Consider the following 14781-nt stretch of genomic DNA (forward strand, 5'->3'; position numbering starts at 1 on the left):
CGCCCCCTACCCGGCCCGACGTCCCCTACCCGCCGGCCCGGGGCGGCCGGCCGGCGGCGTGGGGGCGCCGTGGCGCGGGGTGAAGGCCGGGGCGAGCAGGAGGCGGGCCGCGGTGGCCCCGGCGGCGGCCAGGAGCAGGGCCGCCGGCCACCCCAGGGCCACCACCACCCAGCCCGCCAGCGCCGGGGTGACGGTGGCGCTGAGGTAGTTCGCCGTGTTCTGCACCCCCAGCGCCGTGCCGCTGCTGCCCTCCGGGGCGAGTTCGGCGGCGGCCGTCACCGCCACGCCGTTCCAGCACAGCGCCACCGCCGCCGTCGCGACCAGGGCCGCCGCCAGCAGGCACACCGGGGCCCGGAGCAGCGCCGCGCACCCGGCGAAGGCCACCGCCACGACGACGCTCAGGGTCCTCAGCGGCCCCACCCGGTCGCGCACCCGGTCCGACCACGCGCCCACGCCCAGCCTGCCCAGGCCGCCGAGCACTTGGGCCACCGCGAACAGCCCCGCCGCCGCGCCCGCCGTCACACCGCGGTGCGCGTGGAGCAGCTCCACCATCAGCGCGGCGGCGGTGAACTGGGGCACCACCAGCAGGCCGGTGGCCGCGCTGAGGCGGATCAGGGCGCGGTCGGTCAGGACGACGCCGCGGCCGTGCGCGGCGCGGGGCGCTCCCGGTGGTTCCCGCACCAGGACCGCCACCGCCGTGGCCACGAGCGCCGTGAACCCCGCCAGCGCCAGGAAGGCCGTCGGCACGCCGGCCGCGACCGCCACCACCGGCAGCACCGCGGCCGTGAGCGCCGCGCCGAGTGGCGTCGCGGTCTGGCGGATGCCCATGGCCAGGCCCCGCCGGTCCGCCGGGAACCACGTCATCACGGCACGGCCGCTCGCCGCGTTGACGCTCGCCCCGAACAGGCCGACACCCACCAGTGCCAGCCCGGCGACCACCGGGCCGCCCAGGGCGGCCACGGCCAGGCACGCCGCCGCACCCACGCCGCCGACGGCCATCACCAGGCGTTCGCCGCGGCGATCCGCGACCGCGCCCCAGGCGACCAGGGTGAGCATCGTGCCGAGGTTGACCGCGCCCAGCAGCAGCCCGACCTGGGGCAGCGTCAGGTCGAAGTGCTCGCGCAGCTGCGGGGTGATCGCCGGGAGCCCGAGGAACACCGCCGCATTCGTGCCTTGCGCCAGCGCGCCCACGGCCAGGACGACCCAGCGGTAACCCATACCCGCACGCTAGGGCGACCGCTCAGGATCTGGGAGTGTCATCCCAGGTGTTGGTACATCGTCCAGGGCTGATCACCTCCTCCTCGCGTCCGCGCCGCCCCGAAATGTGGCCCCTGTCATTGTCGAACAGGGGTTCGAGGTGGAGCAAGGTCACGATCGGGTGATCATGCGGAAAGACCTGCTCACCGGCCGTCCAAGGCAACACTCGAAAGGAGGAGCCGGTGCGCGTGCGGAGGGCATCCGGCGGACGGACCGCACGGCCGGCGCCTGCGGAGGACGCCGACCGGGAGGAGGGGAGCGGGATCAGTCCCGGGCGCGACCGGGGTTCGTGGGCCAGCCGCGCTCGGCGGCCAGCAGCTCGTCCACCGACGCGCTGCCGCTCTGGTACCGGCCCGCGATCTCGGCGTTCAACCGGTCCACCACCACCTGCACCTCGCGCCGCCGCGCGGACACCGAAGCCTCCTCGCTCACGAACGTCCGCAGCGCCAGGTCCAGCTTGTCGTCCGACAGCGCGCTGACGTCGGACAGGTCCACGTCCGACACCAGCGCCTCGACGTGCCGCCGGTGCGCCTCGGCCCGCGACGGCTCCTGCGTCTGGTACCGGCCCAGGCCGGTCGCCGGCCCCACCGCGTTCGAGGCCAGGATCGTCGCCAGCTGGTCGACCACCGCCGAGCCGCCGTCGGTGCGCCGCGCCTGCTCGGCCCGCACGATGTCGATCCGCGCGTGCAGCAGCCGCCGCAGGTACGACAGGTCCGTCTCCTCCTGCGCCGCTTCGTCGCGCAGCGCGCGCACCTCGGCGAGCGGGAGCTGCTCGACCCCCTCCGCGTAGTCGGGGGCGAGCACCCGGTCGATACGGCGGCGCCCGCCGGGACGCACCTCGATCACGTACTCATCCTGAGGTAGATGCTGCCCACCCGCCAACACAAACCTGCTTCCAAAGTTGTTTCAAACCTGTACCGGACTGCCCGCACCCAGCAGCTCCCGGGCCTGCGCCGGGGTCAGCGGCGGGCGCTGGGCGATCTTCGCCAGCCCCGCGGCGCGCGCGACCAGCTGCGCGTTGTCCCGGACCGGTTGGCCCTTGGCGTAGCTGAGGGTGTCCTCCATCCCGACCCGGAGGTGACCGCCGGTGCTCAGCGCGGCCAGCATCACCGGCAGCGTCGTGCGGCCGATCCCGGTGGCGGAGAACGACGCGCCCTCCGGCAGCAGCCGCAGCGCCGCCACCAGCGTCTCCGCGTCGCCCGGCATCCCGCCCGGCACGCCCGTCACCAGGTCGACGTGCACCTTCCCGCCCGCCGGCAGGCCGTGCCGGTCCAGCAGCCGGCGCAGCGAGGCGAGCTGGCCGAGGTCGAAGATCTCGTACTCGGGCGCGATCCCGCGCTCCTGCATCCCCTTGTGCAGGGCGACGACGAACTCCCACCGGTTCAGGAAGACGTCGTCGCCGAAGTTCACCGTCCCCATGGTGCAGGACGCCGAGTCGGGCAGCGCGTCCAGCACGCGCAGCCGGTCGGCCTCCGGGTCGGTGACCGCGCCGCCGGTGGACAGCTGCACGACCAGCGACGTCTGCTCGCGCAGCGCCTGCACGGCGTCCTTGAGCAGGCCGAGGTCGAGCGTCGGGCGCGCGTCCGCGTCCCGGATGTGGACGTGCACCACCGCCGCGCCGACCTGCTCGCACGCCACCGCGGTGGCGACCAGCTCGTCCAGCGTGACGGGCAGCTGGGGGACGTCGGCCTTGGCGTGCTCGGCCCCGGTGGGGGCGACGGTGAGCAGCGTGCCGTGGGAACCGGGTCGGGACATGTCGTGATCCTGGCACAGAACCCGCCCCGCCCGGGCGGTCGCTACCGCCCGAGGTTGCGGGCGGCCTCCCGGCCCAGGCCGGGGGTGTCCGGCGGCACGGAGTCGGGGTCGACCGACGCCTGCACGACCCGGTCCTCCGCCCCGACCAGCAGCTCGGCCTCCACCGGCACGGACCGCTTGACCAGCGCCAGCGCGATCGGCCCCAGCTCGTGGTGCAGGGCGACGGACCCGACGCGGCCCACCACCCGGTCGCCGGCCAGCACCGGGTCGCCGGTCTCGGGCTGGACCTCGCGCGACCCGTCCAGGTGCAGCAGCAGCAGCCGCCGCGGCGGGCGGCCGACGTTGTGCACCTTCGACACCGTCTCCTGGCCCCGGTAGCAGCCCTTGTCCAGGTGGACGGCCGCGCCGATCCAGTTCGCCTCGTGCGGGATGGTCCTCCCGTCGGTGTCCACGCCCAGCCGGGGCCGCAGCGCCTCGACCCGCAGCGCCTCGAACGCCCAGCTCCCGGCCGGCCGCGCGCCGCCGTCGGTCAGCCTGCGCCACCAGTCGGCCAGCTCCGCGCGCGGCACCACCAGGTCGGCCGCGTCCGGGCCCGGCCACGGCATCCGGCGGACGAACCCGCCGGCGGGCAGCGCCGCCACGCCCAGGACGTCCGGCAGCGGCACGTCCAGCCGGGCGAGCAGCGCCGCGGTCTCCGGCCCGACCACGGACAGCACGGCCAGCTCCGGTGTCGCGTCGCGCGGCTCGACCTTGGACCAAAACACCATCTTGGTCAGGTAGGCCAGCAGCGGCCCGGCGGTGGCGGCCTCGGTGTCGAGGTAGACCGCGCCGCCGACGTTCGCGACCACGGCGTGGTGCTCGACCCGCCCCTGCACGTCCAGGACCAGCGCCTCGCTGCCCCGGCCCTCGCCCAGCCCCTCGAAGTGCTGGCTGGTCAGCGAGTGCAGCCAGGTCAGCCGGTCCTCGCCGGGCACCGCGACCACGGCCCGGTGCGACCGGTCGACCACGACGACCGACCGCGCCGCCGACCGCTGCTCCGCGAACGGGTCTCCGAAGTGCCACGGCACGCCTTGGTCGACGGCGCCCTCGAACGGCGCGACGGCTCCGGGCACGGCCAGCAGTGGTGAGCTCACGGGTTCTCCTTCAGGCAGTCGCGGCAGCGACCGGACAGCGCGAGGTGGCTCGCATCCAGTTCGAACCCGTGCTCGGCCCGCAGTGTTCCGGCGAGGGGTGAAAGGGTTTCACACGGCACCTCGTCGACGTGGCCGCACCGGTGGCACACCAGGTGCACGTGCTCGTGCTCGCCCACCGAGTAGCTCGGCGCGCCGTGGCCGAGGTGGGTGTGCCGCACCAGGCCGAGCCGGTCGAGCAGGTCGAGGGTCCGGTAGACCGTCGTGATGTTCACCGAGGGCGCCGCGGCCTGCACCCGGCGGCAGACCTGCTCCGGCGTCGCGTGGCCCAGCTCGCGCACCGCGTCCAGCACGAGCTGGCGCTGCGGCGTCATCCTCATGCCCCGGTCGTGCAGCGTCTTGCGCAGGGCCCTGGGGCCGCTCGCGGTGTCCACGAGCCCGATGGTAGAGCGTGAGTAGGCTCACCGTATGCGCGTGCTCGCCCTGCTCGACGGAACACTGGCCGACCCGGACGCCCCGCTGATCAGGGCGGACGACCTCGGCCTGCTGCGCGGTGACGGCATCTTCGAGACGGTCCTGGTCGTGGACGGCAGGCCCCGGGAGCTGGACCCGCACCTGGACCGGCTGGCCCGCTCGGCGGCCATGCTGGACCTGCCCGAGCCGGACCGGGCCGCGTTCGAGCGGGCGGTCGGCCTGGTGGTGGACAACTGGACCGGCGGGCGGGAGATCGCCCTCAAGCTCGTCTGCACGCGGGGCGCCGAGGGCGGCGACGGCACGCCCACCGGGTTCGCCCTCGGGGTGGAGGTCCCGGCGAAGGCGATCGGCCAGCGCGTCGACGGCATCGCGGCGGTCACCCTGGAGCGGGGTGTCGAGCCGGGTCTGGCCGAGCGCGCGCCGTGGCTGCTGCTGGGCGCCAAGTCGCTGTCCTACGCGGTGAACATGGCGAGCCTGCGCGAGGCGGAGCGGCGCGGCGCGGCCGAGGTCGTGTTCACCACGTCCACCGGCTCGGTGCTGGAGGGGCCGACGTCCACGCTGGTCGCGGCGCGCGGCCGGACGCTGACCACCCCGCCCGCGACGCTGGGCGTCCTGCCCGGCACGACGCAGGCCGCGCTGTTCCGGGCCGCCGCGCGCGCCGGCTGGACCACGGAGGTCGCGCCGGTCCAGGCGGACGACCTGTACGCCGCGGACGGCGTGTTCCTGGTCTCCAGCGTCCGCAAGATCACGCGCGTGCACACGCTGGACGGCAAGGCGCTGCCCGACTCCGCGCAGCTGCACGGGGAGCTGGCGGACCTGTACGAGTCGGAGTACTAGCCGGGGGCGCCGCCCCCCGGCAGGGCGGGGGGCGGCGCGCCGGGGTTACTTCAACCCGGTGTCGACGGCGCTCATCAGGGTGCCGGTGTCACCGGACATCTCCCAGATCATCGCGCCCAGCAGGCCGCGCTGCTTCATCCACGCGGTCTTCTTCTGGATCGCCCACACGTCGTCGAACGTCCACCACTGCCCGCCGTTGCCGGTGAAGCAGGACGTCGCCACCGCGGCTTCGTCGTGGTGGACCGTGCAGTTGGGCACGCTGGCCATCAGGTTCGAGTACCCGCGCGTGCCGGCCTCCTCCGCGAACTGGCCCGGCGCGGCGCCGGTCGCGGACTGCCACTCGCCCTTCTTCCCGCCGTCCTGGACGCCCTGCCAGCCGCGGCCGTAGAACGCCAGCCCGACGGTGATCTTGCGCGGGTGCACCCCCGCTTCGAGGTAGGCGTTGACCGTGTCCTCCACGCTGAAGTGGAACGGGTACGGGTCGTCCGCGTCCTTGTACAGGTTGCCCTGGTGGCCGGTGCGGTTGGGCTCCCACGAGTTGTCGCTGCCCGAGCCGTGGAAGTCGTAGCCCTGGACGTTGAAGATGTCCATCGACTTCGCGACCTCGGCCAGCTCCCAGCCGGCGTCGATCTTCGCCCGGTCGGCCGGCGTGAACGCGGTCAGCTGGTAGCGCTTGCCGGTGGTCTTGGTCAGCTCGTCCATCTGCTTGCGGAACTCCTCGATCAGGAGGGTGTTGTTCCGCTTGTCGTCCGGACCGATGTGGTTGCCCGGGTGGCCTTCCGCGCCCGGCCACTCCCAGTCGAGGTCCACGCCGTCGAAGATGCCCGCCGCGGAACCCGGGCCGCCCGCCGCGTTGTAGGTCGGCAGGTTGCCCTTGAGGTAGATGTCGATGCAGGACGACACGAACTTCTTGCGCGCCGCGTCGGTGGCCGCGACGTCGGAGAAGTACTTCGAGTACGTCCAGCCGCCCAGCGAGATCAGGACCTTCAGGTGCGGGTGCTTGGCCTTGAGCTTCCTGAGCTGGTTGTAGTTGCCGCGCAACGGCTCCCAGCCGGTGTCCGCGACGCCGTCGACGGACTGCGCCGCGCTGAACGGCCTGCTGTAGTCGGCTTCCGCGTCACCCGCGCCGTCGCCCTGGTTGGGGTCCTGCGGGTTGGGCGAGGTGCCCTTCGTGACGCCCTGCAGGCACGTCAGGTTGACCGGGTCGATGTTGCCGAACGCGTAGTTGATGTGCGTCAGCTTCGCCGCGGCGCCGTTGGTGTCCAGGTTCTTCACGAAGAACTGGCGGCCGTAGATGCCCCACTGGACGAAGTAGCCGACCTTCGCGTAGCCGCCGACGATGTCCGCGGTGGTCACCTTGACGCTGTCGCTGTGGCCGGACTCGTTGTCGTAGATGTCGCGCGCCTTCACCGTGAACGTGTACTCGGTGGACGGTGACAGGCCGTCGATCTTCGCCGTGGTCTCGGTGACCGTGGCGCGGACCGTGGAGCCCTGGTACACGTCGTAGTTCGCGACCTTGCTGTTGTCGGTGGAGGCGTTCCACGCGAGCGTGACGCTGCCCGCGTCCTTGGCGGTGCTGCGCAGGTTGGTCGGCGTGGTCGGCGGCTGGGTGTCGTCGGCCGGGTTGTTCGTGGTGACGCTGACCGCGTTGCTGGCGGCGGACTGCGTGCCCTTGGTGTCCTTGGCCTTCACCGTGAACGAGTAGGCGGTGTTCGGGGTGAGGCCGGTGACCGTGGCGGTGGTGCCGGTGACCGTGGTGGCCAGCGCCGTCCCGTTGTAGACGTCGTAGCCCGCGACCGGCAGGGAGCCGGCGGTGGAGGCGTTCCACTGGAGCGTCACGGTCTTGGTGGTCTTCACCGGCGAGCGCAGGTCGCCCGGCGCGGTCGGCGGCACGTCCGGCGAGCCGTCGCAGTTGGCGTTGTTGATCCGGCAGGTCACCGGCTCCACCGCGCGGCTGAGCGTGAACGTCGGGCTGTACGGCTCGGTCGTCTTCCGCGGGCCCACCGACTTGTTGTAGTGGACCGGCGCCACCGTGACCGTGTTGCCGCTCTGGCTGACGGTGCCGTTGTTCGCGTTGCTCGCCGTGACGCCCGCGGGCAGGGTGAAGGTGATCGCCCAGTCGGACAGGGTGGCGTCGGTGTTGTTGGCGACGATGAACTTGCCGGTGCTGCCGGACAGGCTGAAGTCGGCCGTGACCGGCGCGGGCGGCGGCGGTTCGGGGCCGGTGCCGTCGCAGTTCGCGCCGTTGAGCGTGCAGGAGGTCGGGTCGGCCTCCTGGCTGAGCGTGAACGTCGGGCTGAACGGGTCGGTGTTGCGGCCCGCCTGGATCGTGTTGATGTAGTAGGCCGGGGTGAGCGTGACCCTGGTCCCGTTCTGGGTGGTCGACGCGTTCTGCGCCCCGCTCACCGTGACGCCGGGCGGCACGTCGAACTTGATCGACCAGCCGGTGATGGCGGCCGACGTCGGGTTGGACACCACGAACTTGCCCGTGGTCCCGGTCCTGCTGAACGTCGCGGTCAGGCCCGCGGCGGCGGATGCCGGCGTGACGGTGGTGGCGATGGTGGCGAGTGCCACCAGCGCGATGGCTAGTCGGCGCATGTCGGTTGTGCCTCTCGATTGACAGGGACAGTCGAGAACCACGGCGGCCAAGTCCGAACGTAGGTCGTGCCACCTTGAATGACAATGGGTCTAGACCATTTGCGTCCGTTCAGCCCTGCGGGCGGAAGCGGACCGGTGTCCCCGGGCACGCCTGGCCCAGCAGCGGCAGCGCCGCCGGCGGCACCACGCCGACCACCGGGTAGCCGCCCGTCGTGGGGTGGTCGGCGAGGAAGACCACCGGTCGGCCGTCCGCGGGCACCTGGACGGCGCCGGTGACGAGGCCCTCGCTGGGCAGCTCCCGGCCCCGGTGGCGGTCGGTCCGGTCGAGCGCGGGGCCGGTCAGCCGGACCCCCACGCGGTTGCTCCGCTCGGACACCACCCACCGGCCGGCGCGCAGCCGGGCCGCGGGGTCGGCGAACCAGTCGTCGCGGGGGCCGAGGTGGACGGGGACGCTCAGCTCGGCCCCGACCCGCACGGGCGGCAGGACGTCCGCGCCGACCGGGATCCCGGTCGGCGGGCCGAGCGGCAGGACGTCGCCGGGCGCGAGCGGGGCCGGCCCGATGCCGGAGAGCAGGTCGGTGGCGCGGCTGCCCAGCGCCGGCGGGACGGCGATGCCGCCGGAGACGGCCAGGTAGCAGCGCAGCCCGCCGGTCGGGGCGCCGACGGCCAGCTCGTCGCCGGGCCGCAGGTGGCACGGCGAGTCGCGGTGCACGCCGTTGACCAGCACCGGCGCGCTGGGGCCGGTGACGGCCGCGGTGCACGGGGCCGAGGCGCGCACGACGAGGCCGCCGAGCAGGACCTCCAGGCCGGCGGCCCCCTCGGGGTTGCCCACCAGGCGGTTGGCCAGGCGCAGGGACGGCTGGTCGAGCGCGCCCGACGGCGGCACGCCCAGGTGCGCGTGGCCGGGCCTGCCCAGGTCCTGGACCAGCGCCTGCGGCCCGGTGCGCAGGACGGTCAGCGACCGGCGGGTCATCCCACCGCCTCGAACCGGACCCGGTCGCCGGGCGCGAGCAGGGCGGGCGCGTCCCGGGCCGGGTCGAACAGCGGGGCGTCGGTGCGGCCGATCAGCCGCCAGCCGCCGGGCGTCGACCTCGGGTACGCGGCGGTGTACTCGCCGGCCACGCCGACCGAGCCCGCCGGCACGCTGGTGCGGGGGGAGTCCAGGCGCGGCTGGCGCAGCGGTCCGGGCAGCCCCGCCAGGTAGGCGAAGCCGGGCGCGAAGCCGCAGAACGCCACCGAGTACGTCGCGCCGGAGTGCAGCCGGACCACCTCGTCGGCGGTGAGGCCCGCGGTCCGCGCGACCAGCTCCAGGTCCGGCCCGTCGTAGACGACCGGGAGCACCACCTCGTGGGACGGGACGCCCGCGCGGTGCGCCGGGTCGACGTCCTCCAGAACCCCGAGCACGGCCGGCAGCCCACCGGGGCGGGTCGCGACCAGCACCGTGCGCGCCGCCGGGACGACCTCGACCACCTCGGGCAGCGCGGCGGCCCGGACCGCCGCGCGCACGGCCTCGACCTCGCCGAGCGAGTCGACCTCGACCAGCACCGCGTCGGTACCGCAACGCCGCAGCCGCATGGCTGGAGGATAGGGGCTCGGGCGACCGCGCCGGGCGACGGCGCGCCCTCAGCCGACGACGCGCTTGAGGTGGGCCGAGGTGTGCGGCTGGAGCGGTTGGCCGACCATCGCGCGCTCCTCGACGTAGGCCAGGTCGCCGTTGTTGACGATGCCGTAGAGCCGCTGCGCGCCGGTGACCTCCTTGGCGGTCGCCGTGCGGATCACCGCGTCGGTGCCGAACTCCCAGGACGTCTGCGTGCGCGGCTTGCCGTAGTACAGCTCCACGATCCCGGTGTTGTGCGTCAGCAGCACCTCGATCGTGTCGTCCGCCTGGGGCCGCCAGAAGCCCGTCTCGCGGGCCGCCGGGCGGATCACCGCGCCGTCGGCGTCCAGCAGCCACGACCGGGCCTCGTAGTACAGGAACGGGCGGCCGTCGTGCGCGAACGTGACCTGCTGGCCGAACCGGTACGGGCCCTCGATCGTCGGGTACACGACCTCGCCCTCGCCGCGCCACACGCCGACCAGCGGCAGCAGCGCCAGGCACGCGTCGTGCAGCGACGGGCCCTCCCGCAGGTTCGCCGTGTCCGCCGGGACCGGCAGGTCGTCGAACTGCGGCAGGTTGCGGGAGCCGGTCACCCGGGCGCGCGAGGCGGCGGCCTGCACGGCCGCGTCACCGCTGCCCGGCCGGGGCGGGGTGTCGGTCATCAGCGCTGGTCGGAGTACAGCCGGTACACCACGTAGCCGGCGAACCACACCACGAGCAGCGCCACCACGACCAGGAGCCCTGTGAAGAAGTGTTCCACCCGCCGATCCTATCGCCCGGACCGCGCCCGGGCCGGGCCGCCGTGGTCAACGCCACCGAACGCGCGGAACCCCGGCGCCCGCCGGGCGCCGGGGTTCCGCGCGGGTGGCGCCGGGTCGACCCCGTGCGCCCCCGCGGTCCGTCAGGCCACCGCCACCGACACCGGGTGCACGCCCGGGCCGTCGGCGGACACCGACGCCTGGCCGTTGCCCGACCGGTGCAGCGCCCGGATCGTCCACGTGCCGGGCGCGGCGTAGAAGCGGAAGTCGCCCTCGGGCGAGGACACGACCTCGGCGGTGAACTCGCCGGTCGAGTCGAGCAGCCGCACGAACGCGCCGCCCACCGGGCCGTCGGCCGCGCTGACCTTGCCGGTCAGCACCACCTCGTCCGCGCCCACCGGGATGTCCACGCCCTGCACCGGGGCGCCGCAACCGTCGCTCATCAGTCCTCCTCGCCGTTGCCGAGCGCGATCGGCACGCCGATGAGCGAGCCGTACTCGGTCCAGGAACCGTCGTAGTTCTTCGCGTCCTCGTGCCCGAGGAGCTCGTGCAGCACGAACCAGGTGTGGGACGAGCGCTCGCCGATGCGGCAGTAGGCGATGGTCTTGCGGGAGCCGTCGAACCCGGCCTCCCGGTAGATCTCGGCCAGCTCCTCGTCGGACTTGAACGTGCCGTCCTCGTTGGCCGCCTTGCTCCACGGCACGTTGATCGCGGACGGGATGTGGCCGCCGCGCTGCGCCTGCTCCTGCGGCAGGTGCGCGGGCGCGAGCAGCTTGCCGGAGAACTCGTCGGGCGACCGGACGTCGACCAGGTTCTTGTTGCCGATCGCGTCCACGACCTCGTCGCGGAACGCGCGGATCGACAGGTCCTGCTCCTGCGCCTGGTACGACGTGGCCTCGCGGGTGACGGTCTCCTTGTCCAGCGGGCGGCCGTCGAGCTCCCACTTCTTGCGGCCACCGTCGAGCAGCTTGACCGAGTCGTGGCCGTACAGCTTGAAGTACCAGTAGGCGTAGGCGGCGAACCAGTTGTTGTTGCCGCCGTAGAGGATCACGGTGTCGTCGTTGGAGATCCCCTTGGCGGACAGGAGCTTCTCGAAGCCGGCCCGGTCCACGAAGTCGCGGCGGACCGGGTCCTGCAGCTCGGTCCTCCAGTCGATGCGCACCGCGCCGGGGATGTGGCCCCCCTCGTAGGCGGTGGTGTCCTCGTCGACCTCCACGAACACCACACCGGGGGTGCCGAGGTTCTCCTCGGACCAAGCGGCCGAGACCAGGACGTCTTCACGGCTCATCGAGCTGCTCCTGTTGGTAGTATCCGACTTACTGCGGGCGGGCGAGGGCGGGGGCGAAGCGGCGCAGGAGCAGGAACATCTCGCAGCCCAGGCACAGGCCGACCGCTGCGTTGAGCAGCGCGGCGACCAGTGCGGCGGACGTGGCGACCACTCCGAGCGCGGGGAGACCGGCGGCGTACCCGACGGTGCCCACCAGGGCGAAGACGAACCCGACGCCCTGCGCGAACCGCAGCGGGGCGGCCTCCTCGCGCTCGGCCGCGGGCTCGATCCTCGGCTGGACGGCGTGCCGGTAGAACTGCCCCCAGGGGTTGAGCCTGAGCGAGACGAAAGCGCACAGGCCGAACAGCACCGTCTGCGCCGCGAGCAACCGCCACGACCCGGTCACCAGCACGACCGCGAGGACCGCGGTGGTGAACCAGGCGCTGAAGCGCGGACCTCGCGGGTCCACGGGGGCATCTTTCGGCACGACGACCTCCTGACGGTGACATGACGGGGCAGTCCGTCTTCAGGCGGTGTTAGGGCAGCCGCGCGCGCCCGTCAAGGGCACCCGGCCGCCGGGTCGGTCCGCCCGGTCAGCTCGCCGCGCGACACAGGCTGCTGCGGACGCGGCAGAGGTCCACCGCGAGTCGCTTCGTCAGCAGCGCGTTCATGGCGTCGAGGGTAGCCGGTCGTCCCCCCTGTCGGGAGTGGTGTCCAGGAAGTGGGAGTTCCCCGATTTCACCCGTTCGGTTCCGGCAGGTGCGGGCGCAGCGCGGCCAGCAGGGCGTCCCGCCTCGGCACGCCCCCGACGCGCAGGAGCTCGGCCCCCGAGGCGTCCAGCGCGAGCGTCGTCGGGGTGCGCAGGACGCCCAGCCCGGTGGCCACCTCGGGCCGGTCCGTCACGTCCAGCTCGACGTGGCGCAGGCCCTCCGTGCGGTCCGCGAGGTCCGCCAGCAGCGCGCGGGCGTGCCGGCAGGGCGCGCAGAAGGCGGTGGACAGCTGCACCAGCGTCACCGGCGCCGGCGGGTCGAGCAGCTCGCGCACCGGCTCGGGCAGCTCGACGGCCCGGCCGGTGACCCGGACCCGGCCGGCGCGCACCCGCAGCACCACCCCGATGACCGCCGCCAGCGCGACCGAGCCCAGCAGCGCCCACGTCCCGGCCACGGCGGCTCAGCCCTCGTCGAGCGGGATGTCGTTGATCGTCCCCTCCACCGTCAGGGCGCCGCTCTCCACCCGGACGGCCGTCGGCGTCACCGTGAAGGGCAGCGCGCCGGGGTCGATGGTCACGCTCAGCGCCTGCTTCACCACGCCCAGCGCCTCGTTGAGGCCCGCCAGGGAGGTGTCGTCCAGCTCCACGTCGTTCACCGACACCAGGACCTGCCCGTCGACCAGCGCGACCGCCCCGTACGCGGCGATGCGGATCTCGCGGCCGGCCACCGTGGTCCTGCCGCTGAGCTTCACCGCGGCCCTGGTCGGGTCCGGCTTCACCAGGGCCGGGTCCGGGGTCGCCACCGGCCGGGTGTCCGGCTCGATCGCCATGTCGGTGAACGGGGTGACCGAGTTGACCAGCCGGTTCAGGTCGTTGGCCTTGATCTTGACGCTGCCGGTCACCTGGTCGATCCGCGCGTCGCGGGTGTTGCCCGCGAGCAGGTCGGACAGGCCGATGCGGGTGTGCCGCAGGTTGGCCCGGATCTCCAGGTCGCGCAGCGAGTCCCGCACCGGCACGCCGGTCGCGGCGATCTCGATGTCCCGGTAGTCCCCGGCCAGCGCCTGCGTGATGAACGGGAACCCGTTGATCCGGACCGTCGGGTCGTCGGCGAGCTGGAACTTGGCCCGCATCTTCTGCGCGACCTGGTACTCACCGGCCGCCGCGAGCCCGAAGTCGGCCGCGACCAGCAGGCCGACCACCACCAGTCCGGCGACGATCAGCTTGCGGCCCCTGGTCGGGCGGCGTTTGGCGGTCGTGGTGGTCATCGCAGTCCTCAGTGTTCGGGGCCGGTGGTCGAGCGGGTCGGCCAGGTCGCGGTCCGGTCTACCAGAGCCGGCGCCCCCGCGGGCCGCGCGGCGCGGTCCGGGTCGCGGCGACGGGGCGGTCCCGGCGCCCGGTGCGCCCCGCGCCCGCCGGGCCCCGCGGCCCGGCGCCCGCCGCGCCGGTGGGGCAGCGCCGCGGGGCCGAGTGTGACCCTGCCCTGCTGACCTGGGTCTTTCCTGGCGCCCACCGGTATCGTCTCCGTCATCCGCAGGCAACGGGGCCCGGTCACCGTACTCGCGCCCGGCTGGTCCGGTGACCCGGACACCGGCCGAACAGGAGGGCCCGCGATGAGCATCGACGTGCTGCTGCTGACCACCGACCCCGATCCCGAGGCGGTGCTGCCCGCGCTGGCGCTGCTCCCGCACGACGTCCACCCGCTGCGCCCGGAGGTCTCCGCGCTGCTCGACGCCGGCCCGCACGACGTCGTCCTGGTCGACGCCCGCACCGACCTGGCCGCCGCGCGCGGCCTGTGCCGGCTGCTGGCGGCCGGCGGCGTGGACGTGCCCGTGGTGGCGGTGGTCACCGAGGGCGGCCTGGTCGCGGTGACCGGCGACTGGAGCGTGGACGAGATCCTGCTGCCCGGGGCCGGTCCGACCGAGGTGGACGCCCGGCTGCGGCTGGTGCGGTCCCGGCGCGGCGCGACCCGGCCCGACGGCGACGGCTCGGTGCAGCTCGGCGAGCTGGTCATCGACGAGAACACCTACACCGCCCGCCTGCGCGGCCGGCCGCTCGACCTGACCTACAAGGAGTTCGAGCTGCTGAAGTACCTGGCGCAGCACGCGGGCCGGGTGTTCACCCGCGCGCAGCTGCTCCAGGAGGTCTGGGGCTACGACTTCTTCGGCGGCACCCGCACGGTGGACGTGCACGTGCGGCGCCTGCGCGCCAAGCTCGGCCCCGAGCACGAGTCCCTGATCGGCACCGTCCGCAACGTCGGCTACAAGCTCGTCCGCCCGCCCCGCCGCGTCGACCCGGCCGCGACCGCGGAGCGGTCCGACGACGACCGGCCGGCCCGCGCGGGGTCGCCCCGGTAGGGGGCCGCCGCCCCGGCGATCACCGCCCGCGCGCCCGCGACCGCG

The 14781-nt window shown here is 74.1% G+C and carries 16 protein-coding genes; 2 read left to right on the forward strand and 14 right to left on the reverse strand.

Going from position 1 to position 14781, the window contains the following annotated elements; all coding sequences use genetic code 11:
* Nucleotides 1-6 precede the first annotated feature (6 nt).
* The 5 genes from JOE68_RS16450 to JOE68_RS16470 form a co-directional block, all read right to left on the reverse strand.
* The gene (locus JOE68_RS16450; protein ID WP_204843222.1) at nucleotides 7-1218 is read right to left on the reverse strand and encodes an MFS transporter; all 1212 of its coding nucleotides are present in this window, start codon (nucleotides 1216-1218) and stop codon (nucleotides 7-9) included.
* 303 nt (nucleotides 1219-1521) lie between these two features.
* The gene (locus tag JOE68_RS16455; RefSeq protein ID WP_204843223.1) at nucleotides 1522-2103 is read right to left on the reverse strand and encodes an RsiG family protein; all 582 of its coding nucleotides are present in this window, start codon (nucleotides 2101-2103) and stop codon (nucleotides 1522-1524) included.
* A 60-nt stretch (nucleotides 2104-2163) separates the two neighbouring features.
* Nucleotides 2164-3012, reverse strand: coding sequence for a beta-keto acid cleavage family enzyme (locus JOE68_RS16460; protein ID WP_204843224.1), 849 nt, complete (start codon nucleotides 3010-3012; stop codon nucleotides 2164-2166).
* A 41-nt stretch (nucleotides 3013-3053) separates the two neighbouring features.
* Entirely contained in the window at nucleotides 3054-4145 is a 1092-nt protein-coding gene (ygfZ, locus tag JOE68_RS16465) for a CAF17-like 4Fe-4S cluster assembly/insertion protein YgfZ (protein ID WP_204843225.1), read from the reverse strand.
* On the reverse strand, nucleotides 4142-4576 hold the full coding sequence (locus JOE68_RS16470) for a Fur family transcriptional regulator (protein WP_307819710.1): 435 nt from the start codon (nucleotides 4574-4576) through the stop codon (nucleotides 4142-4144). Before JOE68_RS16470 ends, ygfZ begins: the two co-directional genes overlap by 4 nt.
* A 34-nt stretch (nucleotides 4577-4610) precedes the next feature.
* Here JOE68_RS16470 and JOE68_RS16475 point away from each other — a divergent pair, with 34 nt between their 5' ends.
* Complete coding sequence (locus tag JOE68_RS16475; RefSeq protein ID WP_204843226.1) at nucleotides 4611-5453, forward strand: aminodeoxychorismate lyase; 843 nt, start codon at nucleotides 4611-4613, stop codon at nucleotides 5451-5453.
* A 45-nt stretch (nucleotides 5454-5498) separates the two neighbouring features.
* Here the strand turns inward: JOE68_RS16475 and JOE68_RS16480 are convergent, their stop codons facing one another.
* From JOE68_RS16480 to JOE68_RS16520, 9 genes are all read right to left on the reverse strand, one after another.
* Complete coding sequence (locus JOE68_RS16480; RefSeq protein ID WP_204843227.1) at nucleotides 5499-8051, reverse strand: glycosyl hydrolase family 18 protein; 2553 nt, start codon at nucleotides 8049-8051, stop codon at nucleotides 5499-5501.
* A gap of 109 nt (nucleotides 8052-8160) precedes the next feature.
* On the reverse strand, nucleotides 8161-9024 hold the full coding sequence (locus JOE68_RS16485; RefSeq protein WP_204843228.1) for a 5-oxoprolinase subunit C family protein: 864 nt from the start codon (nucleotides 9022-9024) through the stop codon (nucleotides 8161-8163).
* Nucleotides 9021-9626, reverse strand: a complete 606-nt coding sequence (pxpB, locus tag JOE68_RS16490) for a 5-oxoprolinase subunit PxpB (RefSeq protein ID WP_204843229.1) — start codon at nucleotides 9624-9626, stop codon at nucleotides 9021-9023. Before pxpB ends, JOE68_RS16485 begins: the two co-directional genes overlap by 4 nt.
* 48 nt (nucleotides 9627-9674) lie before the next feature.
* Nucleotides 9675-10310 carry a heme-binding beta-barrel domain-containing protein gene (locus tag JOE68_RS16495; RefSeq protein WP_204843230.1) on the reverse strand — a complete coding sequence of 212 codons (636 nt, stop codon included), beginning with the start codon at nucleotides 10308-10310 and terminating at the stop codon, nucleotides 9675-9677.
* Nucleotides 10311-10549: 239 nt separating this feature from the next.
* On the reverse strand, nucleotides 10550-10849 hold the full coding sequence (locus tag JOE68_RS16500; RefSeq protein WP_204843231.1) for a DUF1416 domain-containing protein: 300 nt from the start codon (nucleotides 10847-10849) through the stop codon (nucleotides 10550-10552).
* Complete coding sequence (locus JOE68_RS16505) at nucleotides 10849-11694, reverse strand: sulfurtransferase (RefSeq protein ID WP_204843232.1); 846 nt, start codon at nucleotides 11692-11694, stop codon at nucleotides 10849-10851. The genes JOE68_RS16500 and JOE68_RS16505 overlap by 1 nt, the downstream gene beginning before the upstream one ends.
* A gap of 28 nt (nucleotides 11695-11722) precedes the next feature.
* Entirely contained in the window at nucleotides 11723-12160 is a 438-nt protein-coding gene (locus JOE68_RS16510) for a DUF4395 domain-containing protein (protein WP_204843233.1), read from the reverse strand.
* A 251-nt stretch (nucleotides 12161-12411) separates the two neighbouring features.
* Nucleotides 12412-12837: a TlpA family protein disulfide reductase gene (locus JOE68_RS16515; RefSeq protein WP_204843234.1), complete on the reverse strand. Its 426-nt coding sequence runs from the start codon at nucleotides 12835-12837 to the stop codon at nucleotides 12412-12414.
* Between the two features lie 6 nt (nucleotides 12838-12843).
* Nucleotides 12844-13647 (reverse strand): LmeA family phospholipid-binding protein, encoded by an 804-nt coding sequence (locus JOE68_RS16520; RefSeq protein ID WP_204843235.1) that lies wholly within the window; start codon nucleotides 13645-13647, stop codon nucleotides 12844-12846.
* 345 nt (nucleotides 13648-13992) lie between these two features.
* Here JOE68_RS16520 and JOE68_RS16525 point away from each other — a divergent pair, with 345 nt between their 5' ends.
* On the forward strand, nucleotides 13993-14736 hold the full coding sequence (locus tag JOE68_RS16525; protein ID WP_204843236.1) for a response regulator transcription factor: 744 nt from the start codon (nucleotides 13993-13995) through the stop codon (nucleotides 14734-14736).
* Nucleotides 14737-14781 lie beyond the last annotated feature (45 nt).

This window comes from Saccharothrix algeriensis (assembly GCF_016907655.1).
GTDB classification, from domain to species: domain Bacteria; phylum Actinomycetota; class Actinomycetes; order Mycobacteriales; family Pseudonocardiaceae; genus Actinosynnema; species Actinosynnema algeriense.

Coding starts and splice junctions, on each gene's coding strand:
- JOE68_RS16450 (WP_204843222.1), bottom strand. CDS start 1,218: ATGGGTTACCGCTGGGTCGTCCTGGCCGTGGGCGCGCTGGCGCAAGGC.
- JOE68_RS16460 (WP_204843224.1), bottom strand. CDS start 3,012: ATGTCCCGACCCGGTTCCCACGGCACGCTGCTCACCGTCGCCCCCACC.
- JOE68_RS16475 (WP_204843226.1), top strand. CDS start 4,611: ATGCGCGTGCTCGCCCTGCTCGACGGAACACTGGCCGACCCGGACGCC.
- JOE68_RS16480 (WP_204843227.1), bottom strand. CDS start 8,051: ATGCGCCGACTAGCCATCGCGCTGGTGGCACTCGCCACCATCGCCACC.
- JOE68_RS16485 (WP_204843228.1), bottom strand. CDS start 9,024: ATGACCCGCCGGTCGCTGACCGTCCTGCGCACCGGGCCGCAGGCGCTG.
- pxpB (WP_204843229.1), bottom strand. CDS start 9,626: ATGCGGCTGCGGCGTTGCGGTACCGACGCGGTGCTGGTCGAGGTCGAC.
- JOE68_RS16495 (WP_204843230.1), bottom strand. CDS start 10,310: ATGACCGACACCCCGCCCCGGCCGGGCAGCGGTGACGCGGCCGTGCAG.
- JOE68_RS16500 (WP_204843231.1), bottom strand. CDS start 10,849: ATGAGCGACGGTTGCGGCGCCCCGGTGCAGGGCGTGGACATCCCGGTG.
- JOE68_RS16505 (WP_204843232.1), bottom strand. CDS start 11,694: ATGAGCCGTGAAGACGTCCTGGTCTCGGCCGCTTGGTCCGAGGAGAAC.
- JOE68_RS16520 (WP_204843235.1), bottom strand. CDS start 13,647: ATGACCACCACGACCGCCAAACGCCGCCCGACCAGGGGCCGCAAGCTG.
- JOE68_RS16525 (WP_204843236.1), top strand. CDS start 13,993: ATGAGCATCGACGTGCTGCTGCTGACCACCGACCCCGATCCCGAGGCG.